Origin of the sequence: Paraburkholderia sp. BR10872 (genome assembly GCF_040965835.1) — a bacterium.
Classification (GTDB): domain Bacteria; phylum Pseudomonadota; class Gammaproteobacteria; order Burkholderiales; family Burkholderiaceae; genus Paraburkholderia; species Paraburkholderia nodosa_A.
In genome coordinates this window covers 16641-40824 of record NZ_JBFRCN010000028.1, presented here as the reverse complement: position 1 = coordinate 40824, position 24184 = coordinate 16641, and the positions used below count along the sequence as shown (strand labels likewise).

17 protein-coding genes are annotated in these 24184 nt (G+C 66.3%); 5 read left to right on the top strand and 12 right to left on the bottom strand.

Annotation, left to right across the window (positions count from 1 at the left end):
• The first annotated feature begins 56 nt into the window (after window positions 1–56).
• Window positions 57–1007 carry a 2-dehydropantoate 2-reductase gene (panE, locus tag AB4Y43_RS21690; RefSeq protein WP_368728746.1) on the top strand — a complete coding sequence of 317 codons (951 nt, stop codon included), beginning with the start codon at window positions 57–59 and terminating at the stop codon, window positions 1005–1007.
• A gap of 48 nt (window positions 1008–1055) precedes the next feature.
• On the opposite strand, the gene rsmA is transcribed toward panE, so the two are convergent.
• The 4 genes from rsmA to AB4Y43_RS21670 form a co-directional block, all read right to left on the bottom strand.
• Window positions 1056–1883 (bottom strand): 16S rRNA (adenine(1518)-N(6)/adenine(1519)-N(6))-dimethyltransferase RsmA, encoded by an 828-nt coding sequence (gene rsmA, locus AB4Y43_RS21685; protein ID WP_368728745.1) that lies wholly within the window; start codon window positions 1881–1883, stop codon window positions 1056–1058.
• Window positions 1884–1898: 15 nt separating this feature from the next.
• On the bottom strand, window positions 1899–2921 hold the full coding sequence (pdxA, locus tag AB4Y43_RS21680) for a 4-hydroxythreonine-4-phosphate dehydrogenase PdxA (protein ID WP_368728744.1): 1023 nt from the start codon (window positions 2919–2921) through the stop codon (window positions 1899–1901).
• Window positions 2922–2942: 21 nt separating this feature from the next.
• On the bottom strand, window positions 2943–4310 hold the full coding sequence (locus tag AB4Y43_RS21675; protein WP_176732847.1) for a peptidylprolyl isomerase: 1368 nt from the start codon (window positions 4308–4310) through the stop codon (window positions 2943–2945).
• A 94-nt stretch (window positions 4311–4404) separates the two neighbouring features.
• Window positions 4405–6789, bottom strand: coding sequence for an LPS-assembly protein LptD (locus AB4Y43_RS21670; RefSeq protein WP_069262895.1), 2385 nt, complete (start codon window positions 6787–6789; stop codon window positions 4405–4407).
• Between the two features lie 248 nt (window positions 6790–7037).
• Between AB4Y43_RS21670 and AB4Y43_RS21665 the strand changes: the two genes are divergently transcribed.
• Both AB4Y43_RS21665 and murU read left to right on the top strand, forming a co-directional pair.
• Complete coding sequence (locus tag AB4Y43_RS21665) at window positions 7038–8111, top strand: aminoglycoside phosphotransferase family protein (RefSeq protein ID WP_368728743.1); 1074 nt, start codon at window positions 7038–7040, stop codon at window positions 8109–8111.
• A 62-nt stretch (window positions 8112–8173) separates the two neighbouring features.
• The gene (gene murU / locus AB4Y43_RS21660) at window positions 8174–8884 is read left to right on the top strand and encodes an N-acetylmuramate alpha-1-phosphate uridylyltransferase MurU (protein WP_069262972.1); all 711 of its coding nucleotides are present in this window, start codon (window positions 8174–8176) and stop codon (window positions 8882–8884) included.
• A 47-nt stretch (window positions 8885–8931) separates the two neighbouring features.
• On the opposite strand, the gene AB4Y43_RS21655 is transcribed toward murU, so the two are convergent.
• Window positions 8932–10860: an ABC transporter ATP-binding protein/permease gene (locus tag AB4Y43_RS21655; protein ID WP_368728742.1), complete on the bottom strand. Its 1929-nt coding sequence runs from the start codon at window positions 10858–10860 to the stop codon at window positions 8932–8934.
• Between the two features lie 280 nt (window positions 10861–11140).
• Between AB4Y43_RS21655 and AB4Y43_RS21650 the strand changes: the two genes are divergently transcribed.
• Complete coding sequence (locus AB4Y43_RS21650) at window positions 11141–11536, top strand: acyl-CoA thioesterase (protein ID WP_028206008.1); 396 nt, start codon at window positions 11141–11143, stop codon at window positions 11534–11536.
• A 46-nt stretch (window positions 11537–11582) separates the two neighbouring features.
• Here the strand turns inward: AB4Y43_RS21650 and AB4Y43_RS21645 are convergent, their stop codons facing one another.
• Both AB4Y43_RS21645 and AB4Y43_RS21640 read right to left on the bottom strand, forming a co-directional pair.
• Entirely contained in the window at window positions 11583–15098 is a 3516-nt protein-coding gene (locus AB4Y43_RS21645; protein ID WP_368728741.1) for an EAL domain-containing protein, read from the bottom strand.
• A 248-nt stretch (window positions 15099–15346) separates the two neighbouring features.
• On the bottom strand, window positions 15347–15829 hold the full coding sequence (locus AB4Y43_RS21640; protein WP_342948415.1) for a nitrate reductase associated protein: 483 nt from the start codon (window positions 15827–15829) through the stop codon (window positions 15347–15349).
• 175 nt (window positions 15830–16004) lie between these two features.
• On the opposite strand from AB4Y43_RS21640, the gene fdhD reads away from it, so the two are divergent.
• Window positions 16005–16862: a formate dehydrogenase accessory sulfurtransferase FdhD gene (fdhD, locus tag AB4Y43_RS21635; RefSeq protein ID WP_368728740.1), complete on the top strand. Its 858-nt coding sequence runs from the start codon at window positions 16005–16007 to the stop codon at window positions 16860–16862.
• A 14-nt stretch (window positions 16863–16876) separates the two neighbouring features.
• Here the strand turns inward: fdhD and AB4Y43_RS21630 are convergent, their stop codons facing one another.
• The 5 genes from AB4Y43_RS21630 to AB4Y43_RS21610 form a co-directional block, all read right to left on the bottom strand.
• Window positions 16877–17647 carry an enoyl-CoA hydratase gene (locus AB4Y43_RS21630; protein ID WP_368728739.1) on the bottom strand — a complete coding sequence of 257 codons (771 nt, stop codon included), beginning with the start codon at window positions 17645–17647 and terminating at the stop codon, window positions 16877–16879.
• A 103-nt stretch (window positions 17648–17750) separates the two neighbouring features.
• The gene (locus tag AB4Y43_RS21625) at window positions 17751–18950 is read right to left on the bottom strand and encodes an acetyl-CoA C-acyltransferase (RefSeq protein WP_069262901.1); all 1200 of its coding nucleotides are present in this window, start codon (window positions 18948–18950) and stop codon (window positions 17751–17753) included.
• 34 nt (window positions 18951–18984) lie between these two features.
• Window positions 18985–21426, bottom strand: a complete 2442-nt coding sequence (locus AB4Y43_RS21620) for a 3-hydroxyacyl-CoA dehydrogenase/enoyl-CoA hydratase family protein (RefSeq protein ID WP_368728738.1) — start codon at window positions 21424–21426, stop codon at window positions 18985–18987.
• A gap of 129 nt (window positions 21427–21555) precedes the next feature.
• On the bottom strand, window positions 21556–23343 hold the full coding sequence (locus tag AB4Y43_RS21615; protein ID WP_342948411.1) for an acyl-CoA dehydrogenase C-terminal domain-containing protein: 1788 nt from the start codon (window positions 23341–23343) through the stop codon (window positions 21556–21558).
• Window positions 23344–23412: 69 nt separating this feature from the next.
• Window positions 23413–24012: a TetR/AcrR family transcriptional regulator gene (locus tag AB4Y43_RS21610; protein ID WP_028206015.1), complete on the bottom strand. Its 600-nt coding sequence runs from the start codon at window positions 24010–24012 to the stop codon at window positions 23413–23415.
• Window positions 24013–24184: the final 172 nt, after the last annotated feature.

Genomic DNA, 24184 nt, shown 5'->3' with positions numbered 1-24184 from the left:
CCAGCCACGCGCAAGCACAGCGTGCGAGCAATGAACGAGAGAACCGAGGAGTAGACATGCGAATTCTGGTAGTCGGTGCGGGTGCGACGGGCGGCTATTTCGGCGGCAGGCTCGCCGCTGCGGGACGTGACGTGACGTTTCTGGTACGCGAGGCGCGCGCCGCGCAACTGCGCGAAGCGGGCCTCGTCATCCGCAGTCCGGCGGGCGATCTCACGCTGCGCGACGTCAAGACCGTCACGCGCGAAGCGCTCGAATCACAAGGCGGCCAGCCGTTCGATCTCGTCCTGCTGAGCTGCAAGGCCTACGACCTCGACAATGCCATCGATTCGTTCGCCGCGGCCGTCGGTCCCAACACGTTGATCCTGCCGCTGCTCAACGGCATGCATCATCTCGAAGTCCTGCAGGCGCGCTTCGGTACGCAGGCGGTGCTGGGCGGTGTCTGCCTGATCGCGTCCACGCTCAACGACAAGCGCGAAATCGTCCATCTGAACGACGTGCAGGCCATCACGTTCGGCGAACTCGGCGGCGGCGTCTCGGCGCGCGTGCAAGCCGTGGCGGATCAGTTCGGCAATGCCGGCTTTCACGTGAAGGCGAGCGATCACATCCTTCAGGAGATGTGGGAGAAGTGGGTGTTCCTCGCGTCGCTCGCGGGCAGCACGTGCCTTTTCCGCGCGCCCATTGGCGTGATTCTCGCCACGCCCGACGGCGCCACGATCATCGAGCGACTCTTCGCCGAATGCCGCGCGATCGCAGCCGCACACGGCCATGCCGTGCGCGACAGCTTCCTCGAGCGCTCGCGCGCGATGCTGTTCGCCAAGGGATCGTCGCTCACCGCCTCGATGTTGCGCGACGTGCAGAACGGTTCGCGCATCGAGGCCGATCACGTGCTCGGCGACCTCATCCAGCGCGGCGGCGCGGCGCAGCACGCGTCGGCCGAGCTTTCGGTGCTGCGCGTCGTCTACAGCCAGCTCAAGGCCTACGAGGCGCAGCGCGCCGAGGCTGCCTGAGCGACGACGCTTAGTGCACCGGCAAGGCGGCGGCGTGCCACGCGCATATCACGCGCCGCCAGCCGCTTCCAGCGCCTGCGCGAGGCTCACATACTCCTCGACGGGCACTTCCTCGGCGCGGCGCGCCAGATCGAAGCCCAGCGCGTCGAAGTCGAGGCGCTCGCGGTAATCGCCGAGCGTATTGCGCAGCATCTTGCGGCGCTGCGAGAAGGCGGCCGTCACGAGTTCGCCGAGCACGGCGTCGTTGACCTTCGGCAGTTCGTGCGGCGCGTAGGGAATCATGCGCACGATCGCCGAATCCACCTTGGGCGGCGGCTGGAACGATTCGGGCGGCACGTCGATCAGCTTGTCGATCACATAGCGGTACTGGAGCATCACCGTGAGACGGCCGAACGCCTTGCTGCCCGGCTCCGCCACCATGCGCTCGACGACTTCGTTCTGCAGCATGAAGTGCTGGTCGATCACGCGCTCGGCGAACGTGGTGAGGTGAAACAGCAGCGGGCTCGAAATGTTGTACGGCAAGTTGCCGACGATGCGCAGCGAGGGATTCTCGCCCGGCGCCGCGAGCGAGCCGAAGTCGAACGCGAGCGCGTCGCCCGCGTGGAGTTCGAGCAGCGGGCCGAACTTCTTCGTGAGGCGCGCGATCAGGTCGCGGTCCAGCTCGACCGCGTGCAGCGGCGATTCGGGCGTGGCGAGCCGTTCGACGAGCGGCTCGGTGAGCGCGCCGAGACCCGGCCCGATCTCGACCATGCGCTCGCCGCGCTGCGGGCGGATGACGTCGACGATCGAATCGATCACGCCCGTATCGACGAGGAAGTTCTGGCCGAAGCGCTTGCGCGCGAAGTGGCCCTGGTGCTGTCTGCTGCTGTTGGACATCTTCTCTGGAATCAATCAGATGGCGCGCCGGTGGCGCGCCATCGAAACGGCGGTGTCGAGGGCGGCGATCAGGCTGCCCGCGTCCGCGCGGCCAGTGCCGGCGAGGTCGAGCGCGGTGCCATGATCGACCGAGGTGCGCACGATCGGCAAGCCGAGCGTGACGTTGATGCCTTCGCCGAACGTCGCGTATTTCAGGACCGGCAGGCCCTGGTCGTGGAACATCGCCAGCACGCAGTCGGCGTCCTTGAGGTAGCGCGGCTGGAACAGCGTGTCGGCGGGGTGCGGGCCGCGCGCGTCGATGCCTTGCGCGGCGGCGGCGGCCAGTGCCGGCGAAATCGTGTCGATTTCCTCGCGCCCCAGGTAGCCGTTCTCGCCCGCATGCGGGTTGAGGCCGGTCACGAGGATGCGCGGCAGGGGCACGCCGAAATGATGGCGCAGGTCATGGTCGATGATGCTCAGGGTTTCGACGAGCCCCTCGACCGTGAGCGCCGCCGACACGTCCTTGAGCGGCAAATGCGTCGTGGCGAGCGCCACGCGCAGCGGGCGAGCGCCCGTGCCCGCCAGCATCATGACCACGCGCGGCGTGTGCGTGCGTTCGGCGAGGTATTCGGTGTGGCCGGTGAAGGGGACGCCGGCGTCGTTGATCGTGCTCTTTTGCAGCGGCGCAGTGACGATGGCGTCGAATTCGCCTGCCAGTGCGCCGTCGATGGCACGGTCGAGCAGCGCCAGCACATAGCGACCGTTGGCGGCGTCGAGTTTGCCTGGCTTCGCGGGCGTAGCCAGCGCCACATGCTCGACCTGCACGGGCTGGTTCGCCAGCACGGCGGCCCAGTCGACGCTCGCGGCCTGCGCGCGCGCTTCGAGTAGCGCACTGTCGCCGAGCACGACGAACTGCGCGTCGGGCCAGTGCGCCGAGGCACCCGCCAGTGCAGCGGCGGTCAGCTCGGGGCCGACGCCGGCCGGCTCACCCGTGGTGATGGCAATGCGGATCGGCCCCGCCCTCCGCGGAGCCGGCGACGACGATGCGGAGGCGTTCATGGCTCGATCCCCTGGTGACGCTTAGTTGTGCGGCGGCGTCATGCCCGCGATCTTGTAATCGACGTAGGCACTGTCGCGCAGCTGACGCAGCCAGTCGGCGTAGGCCTGCTCCGCCTTGCGCTGGCCGATGGCCTGGCGCGCCAGTTCCATTTGCTGCGCGATCGAGCCTTCGGCGTCGCGGCGGCCCAGCACCTGGATCAGGTGGTAGCCGTACTCGGTGCGTACCGGCTCGCTCAGCTGGCCGTCCTGCAGCGTATTCATGGCGCGCTCGAATTCAGGCACGGTTTCACCCGGGCTGATCCAGCCGAGGTCGCCGCCCTGCGAAGCCGAGCCGTCTTGCGAGTACGTGCGCGCGAACTTGGCGAAGTCGCCGCCCGCTGCGATTTCCTGGCGGATCTCGAGCAGCTTCTGGCGCGCCTGGGGCTCGGACATGCCGTCGCCCACGCGCAGCAGGATGTGGCGCACGTGCGTTTGCACGAGCTTGGGCGCGTCGGCGGCCGTGCCCTGGCCCTGGCGGCGCTCGACGAGGCGCACGATCTCGAAGCCGTCGTTGGTGCGGATCACCGAGGGGTTCACCTCGCCCGGACGCAGCGTGGCAGCGGCGGTCACGAATTCGGGCGGCAGCTTCGACTGCGGCAGGAAGCCCATGTCGCCGCCCTTGCCCGCGTCGCTCGCCTGCGAGTTCGACTTCGCGAGGCTCTCGAACTTGCTACCCGACTGGGCTTCCTTGAGCAGCGCATTGGCCTTCGCCTGCGCCGCTTCGATGTCGGTTTCCGAAGCGTTCAGCGGCGCCTTGATGAAGATGTGCTGGAAATGCAGGTCGTTCGACTGGCCCGCGTTCGGTCCGCGCTGGCTCGCGATGTAGTTCGCGACTTCGGCGTCCGTCACCGTGACCTTGCTGTCCACTTCCTTCTCGCGCAGCTTCGAGAGCGTGAGTTCGGTGCGCGCGTCGCGTTGGAACGTGGTCCAGGGCACCCCAGCCGCCTCGATGCGCGCGCGATAGGTCGCGAGATCCATGCCGTTGGCCTGGGCGAGGCGCTCCAGCGTGCGTTGCACGGCGGCGTCGTCTACGGTGATGCCGTCTTCCTTGGCCTTCTGCAGCTGAATGCGCTCGAGCACCATCTGGTTGAGTACCTGCGCGCGCAACTGCTCATCGGGCGGAACCGGCGCGTTTTGCTGCTGCAGCCGGTGAGCGATCATTTCGGCGCGGCTGTCGAGCTCGCGCTGCGTGATCACGCCGTCATTGACGACTGCGGCGATCGTATCGACCGTCTGGCCGTTGCCGGCCGGGAGACCTTGAGCTTGCGCCGGCGCGGCCGGCAACACGCCTGCAACGGCGAAGAGACTCGCAGCGTACGCTGCCAGGCGAAGCTTTTTCATGATTCCCACAGATACTCCAATGTTGGCGGGCACGCTTCGCCCGTCTCTATGCAACCGACACCGCGTTGCCCCGATGCGCAAGCAATGCGCTCCGGATCACGCGTTATTGATAATCAGTGAAGCGCGAGTCCGGCGGCGACTGAGCCGGCAGCTGCGTGTACCCCGGCACTGCCGTGCGGAACGCCGCCACCAGCCCGTTGTCGACGTTCGACAGTCCCTTGAGCGTAAGCTGCGCGAGAAACCGCGTTGACGAATTCGGCGTGCCCGACGTATTGAGCCCGTTCGCGTAACGCTGCAGGCCGACCCCGAGCACCCAGCAGTCGGCGTCGTACTGCATGCCGACCAGGCCGTCGACGATCCGATGACCGTTCAGATCGTAGTTGAAGCGGCCCACGGCGTACACCCGGTGCGAGAACGGCCATTGAGCCGAGATCAGGACCTGATTGATCGGCTGGAAGTCGAGCGTCGTGTTCGCGCGCGTGTAGCGGTAAGCCACGTTCAGCACGCGGCTCGTTCCCGGGCTGTACCCGAAACCGATGCTCGCCTTGGTGAGCTGGTTGCTGTCGGCATTATATTGGAACGCCGTTTCCGAAGCGAAACCGGCCCCGATTTTCAGTGCAGCGCCCGCAATCAGGTCCGAATGCGTCGCCTGACTCGTGCTTTCGCCCGAGTTGAGCGTGACGCGCTGATCCTGGAAGTAGTACTGCTGCGCGATCACGAAGCGCGCGCGTTCGTCGCCCGAAGCCGGGTCGATGAAGCGCGTGGTGAGCGCGGCCGTCAGGCGGTTCGCATCGGCAATGCGGTCGTTGCCGACGAAGGTGTTCGGCGTGAAGATTTCCGCGAGGCCGAAGTCCGACTCGGCGGTATCGAACAGGGGCGCGAACTGCTGGTTGCGATATGGCGTGTACACGTAGTACAGGCGCGGTTCCAGCGTCTGGATGTAGTCCTGACCGAACAGACGGACCGAGCGGTCGAACACGAGGCCCGTGTCGAAGCTGAAGGTCGGGATCGATTCGGTGAAGCTCTTCGGCGTGCCCACAGGCGAGCCGAAGGTCGTGCCCGCCGGGCCGATGTTGCTCAGGTTGTACGACGCGAAGTGCCACTGAACCTTCGGCGTGACGAAGTAACCCGGCCCCATCAGGGAGTACGACACGTACGGATTGAAGACGACGCGGTCGCCTTCGGTCGCATTGTCTTCCGTGATGCGGAAGCGCGAGTAGTCGGCTTCCATGCCGTAGTCGAAGCCGCCGACGTTGTACTTCGCGTACTTCACGTTCAACTGCGGCTCGCGGCCATACGGCGGCGTCGACGACTCGACCGTCTGCCAGTGCTGGTAGCGGCCCAGCACGGACCACGGCCCGTTGTTGTACGTGAGGCCGGCTTCCTGCTGGTACAGCGTCTGCGTGCCGTTCAGGAACTGGTTGGCCGGCGACGACAGGTCCGACGGATAGGTGTTGTCCGAGACCTTGTTGTAGTAGACGTAACCGCCGAAGCCGTTGCCGAAGTTCTGGTTGTGCTGGATGAACAGCGCGTAGCGGTTCGTCTTCGTGATCGCGTCGTCCGGCAGGAACGTTCCGGTGATCGAACCCGAGTAATTCGTCGAGAGATACCGGTAGTTGCCCTGCAGGAACACGCCCCGCTTCGAGATGATCTCGGGCGTGAACGTGAAGTCGCGGTTCGGCGCGATGTTGAAGTAGTACGGCAGCGAGATTTCGTAGCCGTTCGTCGAACTGACCGAGAACGTCGGCGGCAACAGGCCGCTGCGACGGTCACCCGAAAGCGGGAACGACAGCCACGGGCTCGCGAAGATCGGCACGTCCTGGAAGAACAGCACGGCGTTGTGCGCGACACCTTCGTCGCTGCCGGTGTCGAAATCGAACTCGCTGCCCTTGATGTACCACGCCGGATTGGTCGAGCAGTGGCACGCGGTGTAGGTGCCGGTCGTGAGCACCGAGCGCTCGCTGTCCAGCAGGTCGGCGCGCGCGGCGCTGCCCGAGCCGCCCGTGAGCGTGAAATGGTACTTCGGCGCGGGCATGAAGCCCTCGTTCGCCTCGACCTTCAAATGCGCCTCGGGCCCCGAGAACGTCGTGCCGTTCTGCACGACCGTGACATTGCCGTAGGCATTGGCCATGTCGGTGTCCTGGTCGTAATGCAGGGCGTCGCCCTTCACCACGTTCGAACCCTGACGCAACTCCCCCGCCCCTTTCACGGCGAGGTCGGTATCCACCGTGCCGGTCGTCGAATCGCCGAGCACGAACGTTGCCGGGTGCTGGCCCGACGCATTGGGGTGATCCTCGAGTTGCGGCGCGAGCCGCAGGCTCCACGGGCCGTCGAGCTGCTCGGGCTGCGCGGCCGCGCCCGAGAGCTGGGCGTGCGCGAGCGCGGGCACCAGACCCGGTACGGCCAGGAGTGCCGCGATGAGCCGCCGCTTGCCCGGCACGCCGTCGTCACTAGGGGAGATCGTCTGGAAAAACTGTCTGGGCGGCATGTATGGTTTTGGCGAATCGGCCCGGGCCGCCTGCCCTCTCCATGATGGTGGCCCGCCTGGGCACCCGCCTCCCGATGAACCGGATCGAGGCCGGGCTGCAAACAAATAATTACAATTCATCGCCCCCCTGGAGCGACGATGAATGCGGCGAGCGAACCGTCATGCGGGCTTTGGCGCGAGTCGCGTCAAAAAAGTCGTGGGGTATTATATGGCAAGACGTTGATCCACTGATTTTGCCTCTGGCTTTCATGACCTTTTCTGCCGCGCATTCTCCCGCCGCTTCCCCTGGCGCCGCTCCGACCGACAATCGCCGCGACCTGCTCGCCGCCTGGCTCGGCAGCCACGCCGGCCAGTACGCCCTCGACCTCGCGACGCTCGCCCCGGCCTCGGCCGACGCGAGCTTTCGGCGCTATTTCCGCCTCGCGAGCGCGGGCGCGCACGGCGCGTCGCTGATCGCCGTCGACGCCCCGCCGCCCGAAAAGAGCCGCGAATTCGCCCAGATCGCGCAGTTGCTCGAGGCGGCCGGCGTGCATGTGCCGCGCGTGCTCGAGGCCGATTTCGACGCGGGCTTCATGCTCGTGACCGATCTCGGCACCGCGCCCTACCTGAATGCGCTGCAGGAAGCCGGCCCCGGCACGCGCTCGCGCGAGCTGATGCGCGACGCCATCGACGCGCTGATCCGCTGGCAACTCAGCTCGCGGCCGGGCGTGCTGCCGGACTTCGACGAAGCCTTCATGCGCCGCGAGATGGAGCTGATGCCCGAGTGGTATCTGGAGCGCCATCTGGGCCGCAAGGTCGACGAAGCCACGCGCGGCGTGCTCGATCGCACCTTCGCCCTGCTCGTGGCGAGCGCGCGCGCGCAGCCGCAAAGCTTCATGCTGCGCGACTTCATGCCCCGCAACCTGATGATCGCCACGCCCAACCCCGGCGTGCTCGACTTCCAGGACGCCGTGTACGGCCCGATCACGTACGACGTCGTCTCGCTGCTGCGCGACGCGTTCCTGAGCTGGGACGAGGCGTTCGAGCTCGACTGCTTCGCGCACTACTGGGAGCGCGCCAAGAAGGCGGGGCTGCCCGTCGATGCCGACTTCGGCGAGTTCTACCGCCAGCTCGAGTGGATGGGCCTGCAGCGCCACATCAAGGTGCTTGGCCTGTTCTGCCGCATCAACTATCGCGACGCCAAACCGCATTACATGGCCGACCTGCCGCGCTTTCTCGCCTACGCGAGCAAGGTCGCGCACCGCTACCGCCCGCTCGCGCCGTTCGCGCGGCTCATCGACGAGCTGCAGGGCAGCGCCGTCGAAGTCGCTTACACCTTCTGAAACGGGCCGTCATGACCCAATCGAATCACACGCCGGCCAGGGCGAGCCACGGCCGCACCGCCATGATCTTCGCCGCCGGACGCGGCGAACGCATGCGTCCGCTCACCGACACCTGCCCGAAGCCGCTCCTCGCCGTGGGCGGCAAACCGCTCGTCGTGTGGCAGATCGAGCGGCTCGCCGCGGCGGGCTACACGCGCATCGTCATCAATCACGCATGGCTTGGCGCGCAGATCGAAGCCGCGCTCGGCGACGGCGCGCGCTTCGGCGTCACGCTCCACTATTCGCCCGAGCACGACGCGCTCGAAACGGCGGGCGGCATTGCCCAGGCGCTGCCGCTCATCGAGTCGACGGGCGCGCCCGAGGTGTTCCTCGCGGTGAGCGGCGACGTCTACAGCGCCTACGATTTCGCGCGCCTGAACACGCACGCGCAAGCGCTTGCGGCGCAAGAACAGCCGGGCATGCATCTCGTGATGGTGCCGAATCCGCCGTTCCACCCGAAGGGCGACTTCGCGCTGGGCGCCGACGGCCGGCTCGCGCTCGACGGCGCGCCGCGCTACACGTTCGGCAATATCGGCCTCTATGACACGCGTATGTTCCGCGATCTCGCGCCCGGCACGAAGCGCGCGCTCACGCCGTACTATCGCGAGGCGATCGCGCAAGGACGCGTGAGCGCCGAGCTATACGAAGGCGTCTGGGAAAACGTCGGCACGCCCGCGCAGCTCGAGGCGCTCGACGCCGCGCTGCGAGATTCGACGAGCGCGCACCACGGCTGAGACCGGCAACGCAAAGCGCCGCGGCAACGCCGGCGCGGCGCGCTTCTTCAGTTTTCTCCCGCCGCCGGCAACTCCACCTGCCCCTGTTGTGCCTGGGACTGTGACTGCGACTGGGGCGCTTCACCCGCCTTCTGCTGCTGAAGCGCCCACATCTGCGCATAGTGTCCGCCCGCTTGCAGCAATTGCGCATGCGTGCCGCGCTCGACGATGCGCCCATGATCCATCACGATGATCTGCTGCGCGCGCACGACGGTCGACAGCCGGTGCGCGATCACGAGTGTGGTGCGCTCGCGCGCGATCTGGTCGAGCTCGTGCTGGATGGCGCGCTCCGAGCGCGAATCGAGCGCTGACGTCGCCTCGTCGAACAGCAGGATCGGCGGATTCTTGAGCAGCGTACGCGCGATCGCCACGCGCTGCTTCTCACCGCCCGAAAGCTTGAGGCCGCGCTCGCCCACGGACGTGTCGTAGCCCTTGGGCAGGCTCTCGATGAACGCGTGAATGTGTGCCGCGCGCGCCGCGGCGATTACTTCCTCGCGGCTTGCCGTGGGCCGTCCATAGGCGATGTTGTAGTAGATCGAGTCGTTGAACAGCACCGTGTCCTGCGGCACGATGCCGATCGAGGCGCGCAACGAATCCTGCGTGACGTCGCGGATATCCTGGCCGTCGATGGTGATCGCACCGCCGCTTTTGCCAGGATCGGAGCGGTCGAGATCGTAGAAGCGGAACAGGAGCCGTGCGAGCGTGGACTTGCCCGAGCCGCTATGCCCCACCACGGCCGTCGTCGTGCCCGCAGCAATCGTGAAGCTCAGGTCGTGCAGAATCTGGCGCGACGGTTCATACGCGAAGTTCACGTGAGAAAAGCGCACCTCGCCGCCGCGCACCGCAAGCGCCTGCGCGCCGGGCACGTCGGCCACTTCGCGCTCGACGGTGAGCAGCGTGAACATGCGGTCCATGTCGGTGAGGCTTTGCTTGAGCTCCCGATACACCACGCCGAGAAAATTCAGCGGAATGTAGAGCTGCAGCATGAAGGTATTGATGAGCACGAGGTCGCCGAGCGTGAGCCGCCCCGCCATCACGCCCTGGGTGGCGCGCCAGAGGATGAACACGAGCCCGGTGCCGATGATCGCCTGCTGTCCGAAGTTGAGCGCCGAAAGCGAGTGCTGCGACTTGATCGCGGCCTGGCGGTAGCGGTGCAGGTTTTCGTCGTAACGCTTCGTCTCCCACTCTTCGTTGCCGAAGTACTTCACGGTCTCGTAGTTGATGAGCGAATCGATCGCGCGTGCATTGGCGCGCGAATCGAGCTCGTTCATCGTGCGGCGAAAATGCGTGCGCCACTCGGTTACCTTCACCGTGAACACGATGTACGCGACGAGCGCGATGAGCGTGACGATCGCGTAGTACGCCTCGTACTTCACCACGAAGAAGCCGAGCACGAGGCCCACTTCCACGAGCGTCGGCAGGATGCTGTAGAGCGAGTATGAAATGAGCTGCGTGATGCCGCGCGTGCCGCGCTCGATGTCGCGCGACATGCCGCCCGTCTGCCGCTCGAGGTGAAAGCGCAGCGAGAGTGCATGCAGATGGCGGAACACCTTGAGCGCGAGCTGGCGCACGGCGCTCTCGGTCACCTTCGAAAAGAGGATTTCGCGCAGTTCGGTGAACAGCGACGTCGACAGACGCACGATGGCGTACGCCACCACGAGCAGTCCGATGCCGCCCGCGAGCACGATGCCGGGTGCGTGCTCCGCACGCCCGAGCGCCGTGAGATGACGCACCGAGGCGAGACCGTCGACGATGTGCTTCATCACGATCGGCACGCCGAGGTTGGCCACCTTCGCGCCGATCAGGCAGGTGAGCGCGAACGCCACGCGCCATTTGTAGGCCGTGAGGTAAGGCAGCAGCGAAACGATCGTCTGCCAGTCGTTGCGCGGCCCGGTGGCGGGCAGCGCGGGTTCGTTGGAAGCGGGAAAGCGGCGCATGGGGCGAGCGGCGAGATGCCAGCGCCGTGCGGCGCGCCAAGGCCGGTTCGGGGACCGGAAGCTGGCGCGGCGCAAACGGCCCGGCGAGTCATGTGGGGCGAATGTGAGGTTCCTGGCGACGGGTTTCGCGAAGGTGGAGGGCTCTAATCGACCGCCCGCCGCGCCTCAGGCTTTCCCGTACAATTCCTGATCAACGTATTGTCGCAGAAGGCGGCACGCGCCGCTGGGCGCCCCGCGCCGCAACGCCTTGCGCCGTTCGATCCCTTTTCATGGAAGCCCGATGACCGACTCCTTCCCGCTCCCCCAAAAATCGCCTGCGCTGCGCGTCGTGCCGCAGCCCTCGGACGCCAACGTTCACGGCGACGTCTTCGGCGGCTGGATCATGGCGCAGGTCGACATCGCCGGCTCGATTCCGGCGAGCCGCCGCGCCAACGGACGCGTCGCGACCGTCGCGGTGAACTCGTTCGTGTTCAAGCAACCGGTGTTCGTAGGCGATCTGCTGAGCTTCTACGCCGACATCGTCAAGACCGGCAACACCTCGGTGACCGTCGAGGTCGAGGTGTACGCGCAGCGCATGCGCCTCCAGGAGGAAGTCGTCAAGGTGACGGAAGCCACGCTCACCTATGTCGCCACCGGCGCTGACCGACGCCCGCGTCAGCTGCCGCCGATCGAATAACGGCAACAACCAGCGCAAGCACGAACGCCCGGTCGTGGCGCCGGGCTCAATCCGTCCACGCGAGACCGGGCGTTTCCTCGTAGGTCGCGCTCGCGCGCAACAGCGCCGCCGCCTCGTCGCCAGGCAGCGGCGGCGCGAAAAAGTAGCCTTGCAGCTCGTCGCACGCGCGCTCGCGCAGGAAGGCGAACTGCGCCGAGGTCTCCACCCCTTCCGCGATCACCTGCAACTGCAGCTCGTGCGCAAGCGCGATGATGGCTGCCGTGATCGTTTCGTCGTCGCCGCTCGTGCCGATGTCGGCCACGAACGAGCGGTCGATCTTGAGCCGGTCCACAGGCAGACGCTTCAGGTAGCTCAGGCTCGAATAGCCGGTGCCGAAGTCGTCGATGGCAATGCCGATGCCCAGCGCGTGCAGCTCATTCAACATCGACACGGCTTCTTCGGCGTTGCGCATGAGCGTGCTCTCGGTCAGCTCGATTTCGAGCCAGCAGGCTTCCAGGCCGGTTTCCTGCAGCACGTCCTTCACGAGCTGGGCAATGTCGCGCTGGTGGAACGTCTTCGCCGAGAAGTTCACGGACACGCGCACGGGCGGCAGCCCCGCGAGCTGCCACGCGCGATTCTGCCGGCAGGCCTCGCGTAGCACCCAGTCGGAAAGCGGGCCGATCAGGCCGCTCTCCTCGGCCACGGGAATGAACTGCGCGGGCGAGACGAGCCCCACCTCCGGATCGCGCCAGCGCACGAGCGCCTCCATGCCGATGATGCGCCCGCCCTCGATCTCCACCTGCGGCTGGTAGTGCAGCAGGAACTCGCTGTCGCGCAGCGCACGGCGCAGGCGCCGCTCGAGATTCAGGCGCGCGCCCACATTGGCGTTCATTTCGGGCTCGAAGAACTGGAACGTGTTGCGGCCCATGTCCTTCGCGCGGTACATCGCGACGTCGGCCTTCTTCATGAGCGTTTCGGCGTCGTTGCCGTCCTGCGGGTAGACGCTCGCGCCCATGCTGCAACCCACATACAGCTCGGTGCCGTCGATCCACACGGGCTCCGAGATCAGCGAACGCGCCCGCTCCATCCAGCCGATCAGCGACTTCTCGTCGATGGTGTCGGTAAGCACGATCACGAACTCGTCGCCGCCGTGGCGCGCGACCGTATCGGTCGTGCGCGTGCAGCGCTGGAGCCGCTCGGCCACCACGCCCAGCAGCCGGTCGCCCACGCTGTGGCCGAGACTGTCGTTCACGTTCTTGAAGCCGTCGAGGTCGATGAAGACCACGGCCACGCCCGTGTCGTGCCGCTGCGCCGCGAGCAGCGCGTGCTGGAGACGGTCGCGCAGCAGGTTGCGGTTGGGCAGCAGCGTGAGGCTGTCGTAGTTCGCCTGGTATTCGAGCTGCTCCTGATAGCGGATCAGCTCGGTCACGTCGTTGATGATGCCGATGTGATGCGTGATGCGCCCATCGAGATCGGGCACCGGCGCGATCAGCAGCTGGTTCCAGAAGAGCGCGCCGTCCTTGCGGTAGTTGCGCAGCACGGCGCTCACTTCGCGATTGGAAAGCAGCGCCTTGCGCACCGCGATGAGTCCGTCCTGATCGCGGTCGTCGCGCTGCAGGAGGCGGCAGTCCTGGCCGATCACCTCGGCCGGATCGAAGCCCGTGATGCGGCGAAACGCCGGGTTCGCGTACTCGATCAGATTGCTGCCGCCCGGGCCCGGCGCGGTGATCAGGATGGCGTTCACGCACGCGTCGAGCGCGCGGCTTTGCAGGCGCAGCGCGAGGTCGGCGCGCTTGCTTTCGGTGGTGTCCGAGTACGAGCCGAGCACGCCGATCACGCGGCCGTCGCCGTCGAGCAGCGGCAGCTTGCTCGTGAGCGTCGTGCGGTGCAGGCCGTCGATCGTGTGGTTGTCCTCGTAGTTGATGCGCGGCAGCCCCGACTCGATGACTTCGCGGTCCTGCTCGCGCATGCCGTCGGCGTAGGCGCGCCACGGCAGGTCGTCGTCGGACTTGCCGATGATCTGCTCGGGATACGCGAGGCCCGCGTCGCGCGCGAAGGTCATGTTGCAGCCCAGATAGCGCGACTGCGCGTCTTTCCAGAAGATGCGCTGCGGGATGTTGTCGATCACCGACTCGAGCATCTGGTTCGAGCGCTGCGCCTCCGCTTCGGCCTTGATCTGCTCGGTCACGTCGTCGGCGAGCACGAACACGGCGTCGCGGCCGAGGAAGGTGAGCGAGTGATGCGAGATATCGGCGCTGATGATCGAGCCGTCGCGGCGGCGATGGTGCCAGATGCCGGCCATCATGCGCACGTTCTGCGTGACCATGTCCGAGCGCGTGAGGTGCTGCTCGAGCCGCGAGACGTCCTCGGCGGGACGGATTTCGCGGATCGTCATCGTGAGGAATTCCTCCTCGCTGTAGCCGTACTGCTGGATCGCGGCGGCGTTCACGGCGAGAAAACGCAGCGTCTCGCGGTCGAACACGTACATCGGCACCGGATGCGCGTCGAACAGACCCTGAAAGCGCTCGCTGCGCAGGCGCATGCCGCTCACGGCGCGCAGCTTCTCGCGGGCCGCGCTCTCGCGCGCGCCGAACGTGTAGATGAGGAGCGTCCCGCCCGCGAGCATCGTCACGATCAGCAGCAACAGCGCGCGGCCGCCCGAGCGCGCCGAGTCGGCGAGCGCGGCGGCGAGCGCCAGATCCTGGGCGCGTTGCAGCGCCGCGAGCTGCCCGTCGAGCTGGTCCACGAGGTTGTCGATGCGGATGTATTCGCCGGCGAGCCACGCGGCAGTGGCGGGCGACGGCATTGCCGTGTCAGGCAGCGCAGCGGTCGGCGTGATGGGGTTCTGGGCGCCGTTCGTGACAGCCGGTGCGACTGTTAGCGGATCCAGCGTCACGGCGCTCGCCGCCTCGTCCGCCGCGGCGTGCAGCGGCAAGATGGTGCCGGTCACGACATGACCGGCCATGCGCGCGTCGGCGGGGTTCCCGGGTTGCATCGTCTTCGCTGCCGCGACGTTGCGGGCGAGCGCCACGCGGTCGCCCCACGGCGCTGCGGGCGAACGCGCGGCATTTGCGGGCGTTGCGGTGCCGAATTCCTGGCTGGCCGCACCGTCGGCCGGCACAGCCTGCGTTGCCACGGTCCCGCTTGCCCCCGCCGCCACGGCAGCCTGCCCGCGCTCGTCGGCAACGCGCTGCTCGGCACGCGCAAGCGTCACGTCGATCTCGCCCACAATGACACTCGCCTGCCGCGCCAGCGCGTCGAAACGGGCTGCGAGGTCGGCGTTGCCGGCCAGCTCAGCGCGCAGGGCGCGGGTGGTTTCGTCGAGCATCGCGGCGCGCGCGTCGTGCGCGGCGGCCGACTCCGGCTGGCCCTGCACGGCGAAACGGCCCAGCGCGCTCACGCCGCTGCCAAGCGCATCGCGATAGCGGTCGAGGTCGTGACGGATCGTCGCCGCCTGGCTCGCGCGCTGGTCGATCTCGCGCTGACCGTCGATCTGCGTCCACGCGACAAAAGCGTTCGCGCCAACGGCCGCCGCGACGACGGCCAGATTGATGAGTTGGCGCTTCGAAAAAAGAAGGTTCATGAATGCCGAGCGTCGTTCGCGCCCGCGCCGTGAGCGCGGGATGATGGGTCACGACTGCGCGCGACCGGTCGGCGCCTGACGCGCCAACCCGAAATAACGGCAGGGCCGGCCGGGTCTTGAGGGTCAATGTGGAGAAAGAAGCGGAAAACGGCCCGCGGCGGCGCGAGGCTGCCGCGGTCAGCGGGAATCGGGTAGGGATCGGCGATGAATCGTGGCGGGCAGGCGCGGCGGGAAACAGCGGGTCAAAATCACCGCGGCACCGCCAGCCCGAACTCGTGCATCGCCGGCGCGAAGTCGTGGTTGCTCTCGGGCTTGCGCGCGAGCTTTGCCAGCACGTAGCGCTGGAACGGGTCGAGCTGCGCCCAGTCTTCGAGGTCGGGCGCCTGCAGACTGGCAAGCTCGGACTGCAGCGCAACGCCGCCGGGCACCGCGTTCACGTCGCGCCAGGCCGGCGCTTCTTCGGGCGCGAACCATTCGGGTTCGACGTTCGCGTGCGTGCGCATCATCTCGAAGAGCGCGTGGTCGAAATTGGGCTCGATTTGCGTGTCTTCGTCCACGGGGAAACACGCCAGCAGCCGGCGGTCCTCGTAGGGCAGCAGTTGCCATTGCGCGAGCGAAATGCGCAGACCAAAGCGATCCAGGTTGAAGCGCACGCACATCGGGATAAAGGTGAGGTTTTCCGACGAGTCGACCTCGAACCGGAAAAGCAGCGGAGCTTCGTTCAATGCCATGACGGTGTCCTCGCGAGGCGGGCATAAGCGCGGGCGGCCCGCTTGAGGTATTTTAGAACCTTCCGCGCGCGGCGCGGCCCCGCTGTCCCCCGGCGGCGCTGCGGTACCGCGCCGCACAAGGACCGATGGAGTTTTTCGCTTGTCCCCCTCAACTCGCACCCCTACCCGCACGCCAATGAGCACCGCAGACCGGCCGCAGATCGCGACGACGCATCCCCTCGAAACCGAAGGCCAGCCCGGCGCCATCGAATTGCGCGTGCATCGGCACCGCGGCGGCGCCGTGCAAATGCGTGAGGACCACGTGGGCCAGGAATGGCCCGTCGCGCTCGTCTTCAACGGTATTTCGCACGCCGTCATGATGTGCACGCCGCGCGACCTCGAAGCGTTCGCCGTGGGCTTTGCGATCTCCGAAGGCATCGTCGGGCGCAATGCCGACATTCAGGACATCGAGGTGTACTGGCACGAGGATGCGGACCTGCCGCACGCCGAAGTCCACTTGACCGTGGTGCAACAGGCGTTCGTCGAGCTCAAGGAAAAGCGCCGCGCGCTCGCCGGGCGCAGCGGCTGCGGCGTGTGCGGCATCGAGAGCATCGACCTGCTCGATCTCGAGCCCGAACGGGTGCCCGATACGGGCTTCGTTGCGCGCCTGGCTCCCGACGCCATCGCGCGCGCCGCACGCGAACTGCCGCAGCATCAGGCGCTCACGAAGCTCACCGGAGGCCTGCACGCGGCCGCGTGGTGCGACGAAAACGGCGCGATCCTGCGCGCCTTCGAAGACGTGGGACGCCACAACGCGCTCGACAAGCTCATCGGCCAGCTCGTGATGGAGCGCGCCGACACGCAGCAGGGCTTCGTCTTCCTCTCGAGCCGCGCGAGCTACGAACTGGTGCGCAAGGCCGCGCGCGTGGGCATTCCGATGGTCGCGACGATCTCGGCGCCCTCCTCGCTTGCCATCGCCATCGCCAGGCGCGCCGGACTGCGGCTCGTGAGCTTTTGCCGCGAGTCCGGGTACGTCGATTACGAAACGGCCTGAAGCACCGTTAGCGCTTAATCGAACTGCCGGAAATCCGGCTTGCGCTTTTCGAGGAACGCCGTGAACGCCTCGCGCGCTTCGGGCGCGAGCAGCATCTTGCCGAAGTGCACGAACTCTTCGCTCATGCGCGTCTTGACCTCGTGCGTGTCCGCGCGCTTCATGAGCGACTTCGTCACGCGCAGCGACGACGCGGGCAGCGCCACGAGCTTCGCCAGTTGCGCGCTAACGAACGCGTCGAGTTCGGCCACCGGCAGCACGCGGTTCACGAAGCCCATGCGGTGCGCTTCCGCCGCGTCGAAGGTCTCGCCGAGCAGCAGCTTTTCCGCCGCGCCCTGGTGGCCCGCAATGCGCGGCAGCAGCAGCGACGAAGCCGCTTCGGGGCACAGCCCGAGTTGCGAGAACGGCACAGCGAAACGCGCGTTGTCGGCGGCATAGACCATGTCGCAATGCAGGAGCAGCGTCGTGCCCACGCCGATCGCCAGCCCCTTCACCGCGGCGACGAGCGGTTTTTCGAACGCCGCGATGGCATCGAGAAAGCGGATCACGGGCGAATCGGCGCCCGCGGGCGGCCCCTTCAGAAAGTCTTCGATGTCGTTGCCGGCCGTGAAGATCTCGGCGTGGCCGCGCAGCAGCGCCGCGCGCACCGAGGTGTCTCTGTTCGCGCCGGTGAGCGCGTCGGCCATCGCCTGATACATCGCGGGCGTCAGCGCGTTCTTGCGCGCGGGCCGGTCGATGGTGATCGTGAGCACGCCGTTTTCGTGCGCTACCAAGATTTCGTTGCTCATAAACCTGTCTCCTCGCATCCCAATCGTGATACGAAAAACGGTTCGCAGACCGCGAAGTCTGCGAACCGTGTCGATAACGCCAATGCGTCAGTCGGATGAACGCTTACAGCCGCTCGATGATGCCCGCCGCGCCCATGCCGGTGCCGACACACATCGTCACCATGCCGTACTTGTAGTTGCGGCGGCGCAGGCCGTGCACGACCGTCGAGGCGCGGATCGCGCCCGTCGCGCCGAGCGGGTGGCCCAGCGCAATCGCGCCGCCAAGCGGGTTGATCTTCGCAGGATCGAGGCCGAGGTCCTGGATCACCGCCAGCGACTGTGCGGCGAACGCCTCGTTCAGCTCGATCCAGTCGAGATCGTCCTGCTTCAGGCCCGCAGCCTTCAGCGCCGCCGGAATCGCTTCCTTCGGACCGATGCCCATGATCTCCGGCGGCACGCCGCGCACCGCGAAGCTCACGAAACGCGCGAGCGGCGTGAGGTTGAACTGCTTGAGGATCTTCTCGGAGACGACGATCAACGCGCCCGCGCCGTCCGACGTCTGCGAGCTGTTGCCGGCCGTGACCGAGCCCTTGTTGGCGAACACCGCGCGCAGCTTCGCCAGGCCTTCGAGCGTGGTATCCGCACGCGGGCCTTCGTCCAGCTCGATCAGGCGCTCCTTCACCTTCACTTCGCCCGAAGCGAGATCGGGGGAACGCTCGACGATCGTGTACGGCGCGATTTCGTCCTTGAACTCGCCGGCCTGCTGCGCGGCGAGCGCGCGGCGATGCGATTCGACCGAGAATGCGTCCTGCGCCTCGCGGCTCACCTTCCAGCGCTCCGCCACTTTCTCGGCCGTGAGGCCCATGCCGTAGGCGATGCCGACGTCTTCATTGCGATCGAAGATATGCGGCGAAAGCGACGGCTTGTTGCCCATCATCGGCACCATGCTCATCGACTCGCAGCCGCCCGCGATCATCGCGTCGGACTCGCCCACGCGGATGCGGTCCGCGGCCATGGCGAGCGCCGTGAGGCCCGATGCGCAGAAGCGGTTGACGGTCACGCCGCCTACGCTTTGCGGCAGACCCGCGAGCAGCGCGCCGATACGCGCCACGTTCAGGCCCTGCTCGGCTTCGGGAATCGCGCAGCCGACGATGGCGTCTTCGATCACGCTCGTGTCGAGGCCGGGCACCTGCGCCACGGCCGACCTGATCGCGTGAACCAGCAGCTCGTCCGGGCGGGTATTCCTGAACACGCCGCGCGGCGCCTTGCCGATGGGCGTGCGGCTCGCGGCGACGATGTATGCGTCCTGCAACTGTTTGCTCATCTCTTACTCCAGTATCTGGTGTGCGTCGTGCCGCTTAGTTGCGCACCGGCTTGCCGGTTTGCAGCATGCCCATGATGCGTTCCTGCGTCTTCTGCGTGCCGAGCAGATCGACGAAGGCGCGGCGCTCGAGCTTGAGCAGCCATTCTTCGTCGACGAGGCTGCCCGCCTCGACGTCGCCGCCGCATACCGCTTCCGCGATGCGGCTCGCGATCAGGAAGTCGTGATCGCTGATGAAGCGGCCGTCGCGCATGTTCACGAGCGATGCCTTGATGGTCGAGATCGCCGAGCGGCCCGCCACCGGAATCTGCGTGGCGCGCAGCGGCGGGCGGTAGCCCGCAGCGGAGAGTGCGCGCGCTTCCTTCTTCGCCGTGTCGAGCAGTTCGAACACGTTGAAGACGATCGTGTCCGACGGCTTCAGATAGCCCATTGCGCGGGCTTCGTGCGCCGAGGCCGAAACCTTCGCCATCGCTGCGTTTTCGAACGACTTCTGCAGGAACCGGAGCAGATCGCTCGGGGCCGCGCCGATCGCCGCCGCGCCTTCGGCCGCGCGAATCGCCGCTTCCTTCAGGCCGCCGCCGGCAGGCACGAGACCCACGCCCACTTCCACGAGGCCGACGTAGCTCTCGACGTGCGCCACGCGCTTCGCGCTTTGCAGCATGATTTCGCAGCCGCCGCCGAGCGCGATGCCCGACACCGCCGTGATCACCGGCACGTTCGCATACTTCACGCGCAGCATCGTGTCCTGGAACTTCTTCACGAACGGCTCGATGCCCTTCGCCCCGCCCATCATGAACGCGGGCATCGCCTCTTCGAGGTTCGCGCCTGCCGAGAACGGGCCGCCCGGCGCGCCGAGCTTGAGCGACGTCGGTTGCCAGATCACGAGGCCCTTGTAGCCGTCTTCCGCGATGTCGATGGCCTTCACGAGCGAGTCGAGCAGGCCCGGGCCCATCGTGTTCATCTTGCTCTTGTACGAGACGATGACGACGTCGTCCTCGCCCGCGCGGTCGTCCACCCAGGCGCGCAGGTTGTCGTTCTCGAACAGCGTCTTGCCGTAGGTCTTCGGATCGCGTGCGCTCGTTTCACCGAACAGCGCCGCACGGAACACCTGGCGCTCGTACACCGGCAGCGTCGAGCGCGGCACGAAGCGCGCTTCGGCGGGCGACCACGAACCTTCCGCGCCGTGCACGCCGCCGTTCGCGGCGACCGCGCCTTCGAACACCCAGGCGGGCAGCGGTGCATTCGACAGCGCCTTGCCTGCATCGATGTCTTCCTTTACCCACTCTGCGACCTGTTTCCAGCCCGCGGCCTGCCAGCCTTCGAACGGACCTTCGTTCCAGCCGAAGCCCCAGCGGATCGCGAGATCGACGTCGCGCGCGTTGTCCGCAATCGACTGCAGATGCACGCCGATGTAGTGGAACACGTCGCGGAAGATCGACCACAGGAACTGCGCCTGCGGATGCTGCGTTTCGCGCAGCAGCTTCAGACGTTCGGCGGGCGGACGCTTGAGGATGCGGCCCACCAGCTCGTCGGCCTTGCCGCCGCCGTCGACGTACTCGCCGGTGTTGGCGTCGAGCACCTTGATCGCCTTGCCTTCCTTGCGATAGAAACCGCCGCCCGTCTTCTGGCCGAGCGCGCCCTTCGCCACGAGACCTGCGAGCACAGCCGGCGTCTCGTAGACCGGGAAGAACGGGTCGTCCTTCAGGTTGTCCTGCATCGTCTTGATGACGTGCGCCATCGTGTCGAGACCCACGACGTCGGCCGTGCGGAACGTCGCCGACTTCGCGCGGCCAAGGCGCGCGCCCGTGAGGTCATCGACTTCGTCGAAACGCAGACCGAACTTCTTCGCCTCGGCGATCACCGCGAGGATCGAGAACACACCCACGCGGTTCGCGATGAAGTTGGGCGTGTCCTTCGCGCGCACCACGCCCTTGCCTACCACGCTCGTGAGGAACGATTCGAGCTGGTCGAGGATTTCGGGCTTCGTCTGCGTCGTCGGGATCAGCTCGACGAGGTGCATGTAGCGTGGCGGGTTGAAGAAGTGCACGCCGCAGAAGCGCGCCTTCAACGCATCGTCGAAGCCATGCGAGAGTTCGGTGATCGACAGGCCCGAGGTGTTGGTCGCGAAAATCGCGTTCGGGCCGAGGTGCGGCGCGACCTTCTTGTAGAGGTCGTGCTTCCAGTCCATGCGCTCGGCGATCGCCTCGATCACCACGTCGCATTCCGCGAGCTTTGCGATGTCGTCTTCGTAGTTCGCGGGCGTGATGTATTGCGCGTCGTCCTTCACGCCGAAGGGCGCGGGCGAGAGCTTCTTGAGCGTCTCGATCGCCTTCAGCGCGATGGCGTTCTTCGGGCCTTCTTTCGCGGGCAAATCGAACAGCAGCACGGGCACGCGGGCGTTGATCAGGTGCGCGGCGATCTGCGCGCCCATCACGCCGGCGCCGAGCACGGCCACCTTGCGAATATTGAGGTTGCTCACGTTGTTCCTCCAGCGGGTATGCAATGTCGAGCGGATTGAGGTGTGAGGGCGGCGCGTTTCAACGTGGGCCGCCTCCGGACATCGTGTTGACGGCGCGCGCGCCTTTGAAAAGCGCGCGCCCGTTGGCTTTTAGAACAGCGCTTCGTCGACTTCCATCAGCGTCTTCGAACCCGCGCGCGCCTGGCGGATCGACGTGGCCGTTTCGGGCAACAGCTTCGCGAAATAGAAACGCGCCGTGGCCAGCTTCGACTTGTAGAACGGATCGCCCGAGCTTTCCTTGTCGAGCGCGATGCGCGCCATGCGTGCCCAGAAGTAGGCGAACACGAGGTGGCCCGCCGTGCGCAGATACGGCACCGCGGCCGCGCCCACTTCGTCCGGGTTCTGCATCGCCTTCATGCCGATTTCCATCGTGAGCTTCTGCATCTTGTCGCCGATGTCGGCGAGCGGATTCACGAACTCCTGCATTTCCGGCTTGACGCCTTCGGCTTCGACGAAATCCGTCACGAGCTTGCCGAACTTCTTGAGCTTCGCGCCCATATCGCCCAGCACCTTGCGGCCCAGCAGGTCGAGCGACTGGATCGTGTTCGTGCCTTCGTAGATCTGGTTGATACGCGCGTCGCGCACGTACTGCTCCATGCCCCACTCGGAGATGAAGCCGTGGCCGCCGAACACCTGCATGCCGAGGTTGGTGCTCTCGAACGCGTTGTCGGTGAGGAAGGCCTTGATGATCGGCGTGAGCAGCGCGACGAGGTCGGCCGCTTCCTTGCGCTCGCCTTCGTCGCCGTGCGAGAGCTCCTTGTCGATCTGCAGCGCGGACCAGTACGTGAAGGCGCGCGCGCCTTCGGCCCAGGCCTTCTGCGTGAGCAGCATGCGGCGCACGTCCGGATGCACGATGATCGGGTCAGCGGCCTTTTCGGGCGCCTTCGGGCCCGTCAGCGAGCGCATCTGCAGGCGCTCCTTCGCATAGACGAGCGAGTTCTGGTACGCGACTTCGGTGAGGCCGAGACCTTGCATGCCGACGCCCAGACGCGCCGCGTTCATCATCACGAACATGGCGTTCAAGCCCTTGTTCGGTTCGCCGACGAGCCAGCCCTTCGCGCCGTCGAGGTTCATCACGCAGGTCGCGTTGCCGTGAATGCCCATCTTGTGCTCGATCGAGCCGCATTTGATGCCGTTGCGCTCGCCCACTTCGCCCGCTGCCGTGGGGATGAACTTCGGCACGACGAACAGCGAGATGCCCTTGGTTCCCGGCGGCGCATCGGGCAGTCGAGCGAGCACGAGGTGGATGATGTTCTCGGCCATGTCGTGCTCACCGCTCGAGATGAAAATCTTCGTGCCGGTGATCGCGTACGAGCCGTCGCCGTTCGGCTCGGCCTTCGTGCGCAGGATGCCGAGGTCGGTGCCGCAGTGCGGCTCGGTCAGGCACATCGTGCCGGTCCATACGCCTTGGACGAGCTTCGGCAGATAAGCCTTCTGGAGCTCGGGCGTGCCGTGTGCATGCAGACACTCGTAGGCGCCATGCGAGAGACCCGGATACATGGTCCACGCCTGGTTCGCCGAGTTCAGCATTTCGTAGAGCGCGTTGTTCACGAACGCGGGCAGGCCCTGGCCGCCGTATTCGGGATCGCAGCCGAGCGCGGGCCAGCCCGCTTCGACGTATTGCTTGTACGCTTCCTTGAAACCAGCAGGCGTGGTGACGACGCCGTCGCCGGCGTACGTGCAGCCTTCACGGTCGCCGACCTGGTTCAGCGGAAACAGCACCTCGGAGCAGAATTTTCCGGCTTCTTCGAGCACCTGGTTGATGGTGTCGGCGTCGAGGTCGGCGTGCTTCGGCATCTGCTTCACTTCGCCTTCCACGTTCAGCAGTTCGTGCAGAACGAACTGCATGTCGCGCAGCGGCGCGGTGTACTGTCCCATGTCTTCTCTCCAAAATTTGAGCTTCGGGTCCCTCGCGCGCCGCCGCGACTTCGATGTTGCGGCCGGCCGCTACTGGGTCTCGCTCTGATACGAAACAATCAGCTTCTCGAACGCAGCCCACGTATGCTCGACCGCGTCCGGCAGATGCAGGAAGCGGCCGTCATGATGCAGGCCGAGCGTCACGCTATACAGTTCGAAGAGCATCAGCGCGGGATCGGTCTCCTTGCGCAAATGGCCTTCTTCGATTGCCTGCGAAATGGCCCTCAGGAGCGCCGCGCGCCACATCGACACGCTCGCGACCAGCGTCTCGCGCACCTGGCTGTCCGCGCGGTCGTCGTACTCGACGGCGCCGCTGATGTAGATGCAGCCGGTCGTGACTTCGTGAATGCGCTTCTCGAACCATCGCGACAGCATCGCACGCAGACGCGGCAAACCGCGTGGCTCACGCAAACTCGGAAAGAAGACTTCTTCCTCGAATCGACGGTGGTACTCGCGCACCACCTCGACCTGCAGGTCTTCCCGAGACCCGAAGTGAGCGAAGACGCCACTCTTGCTCATCTGCATGCGCTCGGCGAGCAGGCCGATGGTCAAGCCTTCAAGGCCATCGCGACCTGCGAGGTCGAGTGCTGCATCCAGAATGGCGGCTCGTGTCTGTTCGCCTTTTCGCATAGCTTTCTTTACCGTAACGATGTGGCCTCGATGTCGCTGTCAACTGCTCATTAACTGCTTACATCTGGGCCCGAATTAAATCGAACGGCCGTACTATTGTTGGGGACGGCCGTCCGCGAAACAAGGACTTTATTAGAAACCGATTTCTAACCGGTACTCTAATTTTCGAGGT

Excerpts from the sequence above, each read along its gene's own strand:
- AB4Y43_RS21645 (WP_368728741.1), bottom strand. The coding sequence starts at position 15,098 with ATGAACCTTCTTTTTTCGAAGCGCCAACTCATCAATCTGGCCGTCGTC.
- AB4Y43_RS21655 (WP_368728742.1), bottom strand. The coding sequence starts at position 10,860 with ATGCGCCGCTTTCCCGCTTCCAACGAACCCGCGCTGCCCGCCACCGGG.
- AB4Y43_RS21665 (WP_368728743.1), top strand. The coding sequence starts at position 7,038 with ATGACCTTTTCTGCCGCGCATTCTCCCGCCGCTTCCCCTGGCGCCGCT.
- rsmA (WP_368728745.1), bottom strand. The coding sequence starts at position 1,883 with ATGTCCAACAGCAGCAGACAGCACCAGGGCCACTTCGCGCGCAAGCGC.
- AB4Y43_RS21625 (WP_069262901.1), bottom strand. The coding sequence starts at position 18,950 with ATGAGCAAACAGTTGCAGGACGCATACATCGTCGCCGCGAGCCGCACG.
- AB4Y43_RS21630 (WP_368728739.1), bottom strand. The coding sequence starts at position 17,647 with ATGAGCAACGAAATCTTGGTAGCGCACGAAAACGGCGTGCTCACGATC.
- AB4Y43_RS21670 (WP_069262895.1), bottom strand. The coding sequence starts at position 6,789 with ATGCCGCCCAGACAGTTTTTCCAGACGATCTCCCCTAGTGACGACGGC.
- AB4Y43_RS21610 (WP_028206015.1), bottom strand. The coding sequence starts at position 24,012 with ATGCGAAAAGGCGAACAGACACGAGCCGCCATTCTGGATGCAGCACTC.
- AB4Y43_RS21640 (WP_342948415.1), bottom strand. The coding sequence starts at position 15,829 with ATGGCATTGAACGAAGCTCCGCTGCTTTTCCGGTTCGAGGTCGACTCG.
- AB4Y43_RS21615 (WP_342948411.1), bottom strand. The coding sequence starts at position 23,343 with ATGGGACAGTACACCGCGCCGCTGCGCGACATGCAGTTCGTTCTGCAC.
- panE (WP_368728746.1), top strand. The coding sequence starts at position 57 with ATGCGAATTCTGGTAGTCGGTGCGGGTGCGACGGGCGGCTATTTCGGC.
- AB4Y43_RS21650 (WP_028206008.1), top strand. The coding sequence starts at position 11,141 with ATGACCGACTCCTTCCCGCTCCCCCAAAAATCGCCTGCGCTGCGCGTC.
- murU (WP_069262972.1), top strand. The coding sequence starts at position 8,174 with ATGATCTTCGCCGCCGGACGCGGCGAACGCATGCGTCCGCTCACCGAC.
- pdxA (WP_368728744.1), bottom strand. The coding sequence starts at position 2,921 with ATGAACGCCTCCGCATCGTCGTCGCCGGCTCCGCGGAGGGCGGGGCCG.
- fdhD (WP_368728740.1), top strand. The coding sequence starts at position 16,005 with ATGAGCACCGCAGACCGGCCGCAGATCGCGACGACGCATCCCCTCGAA.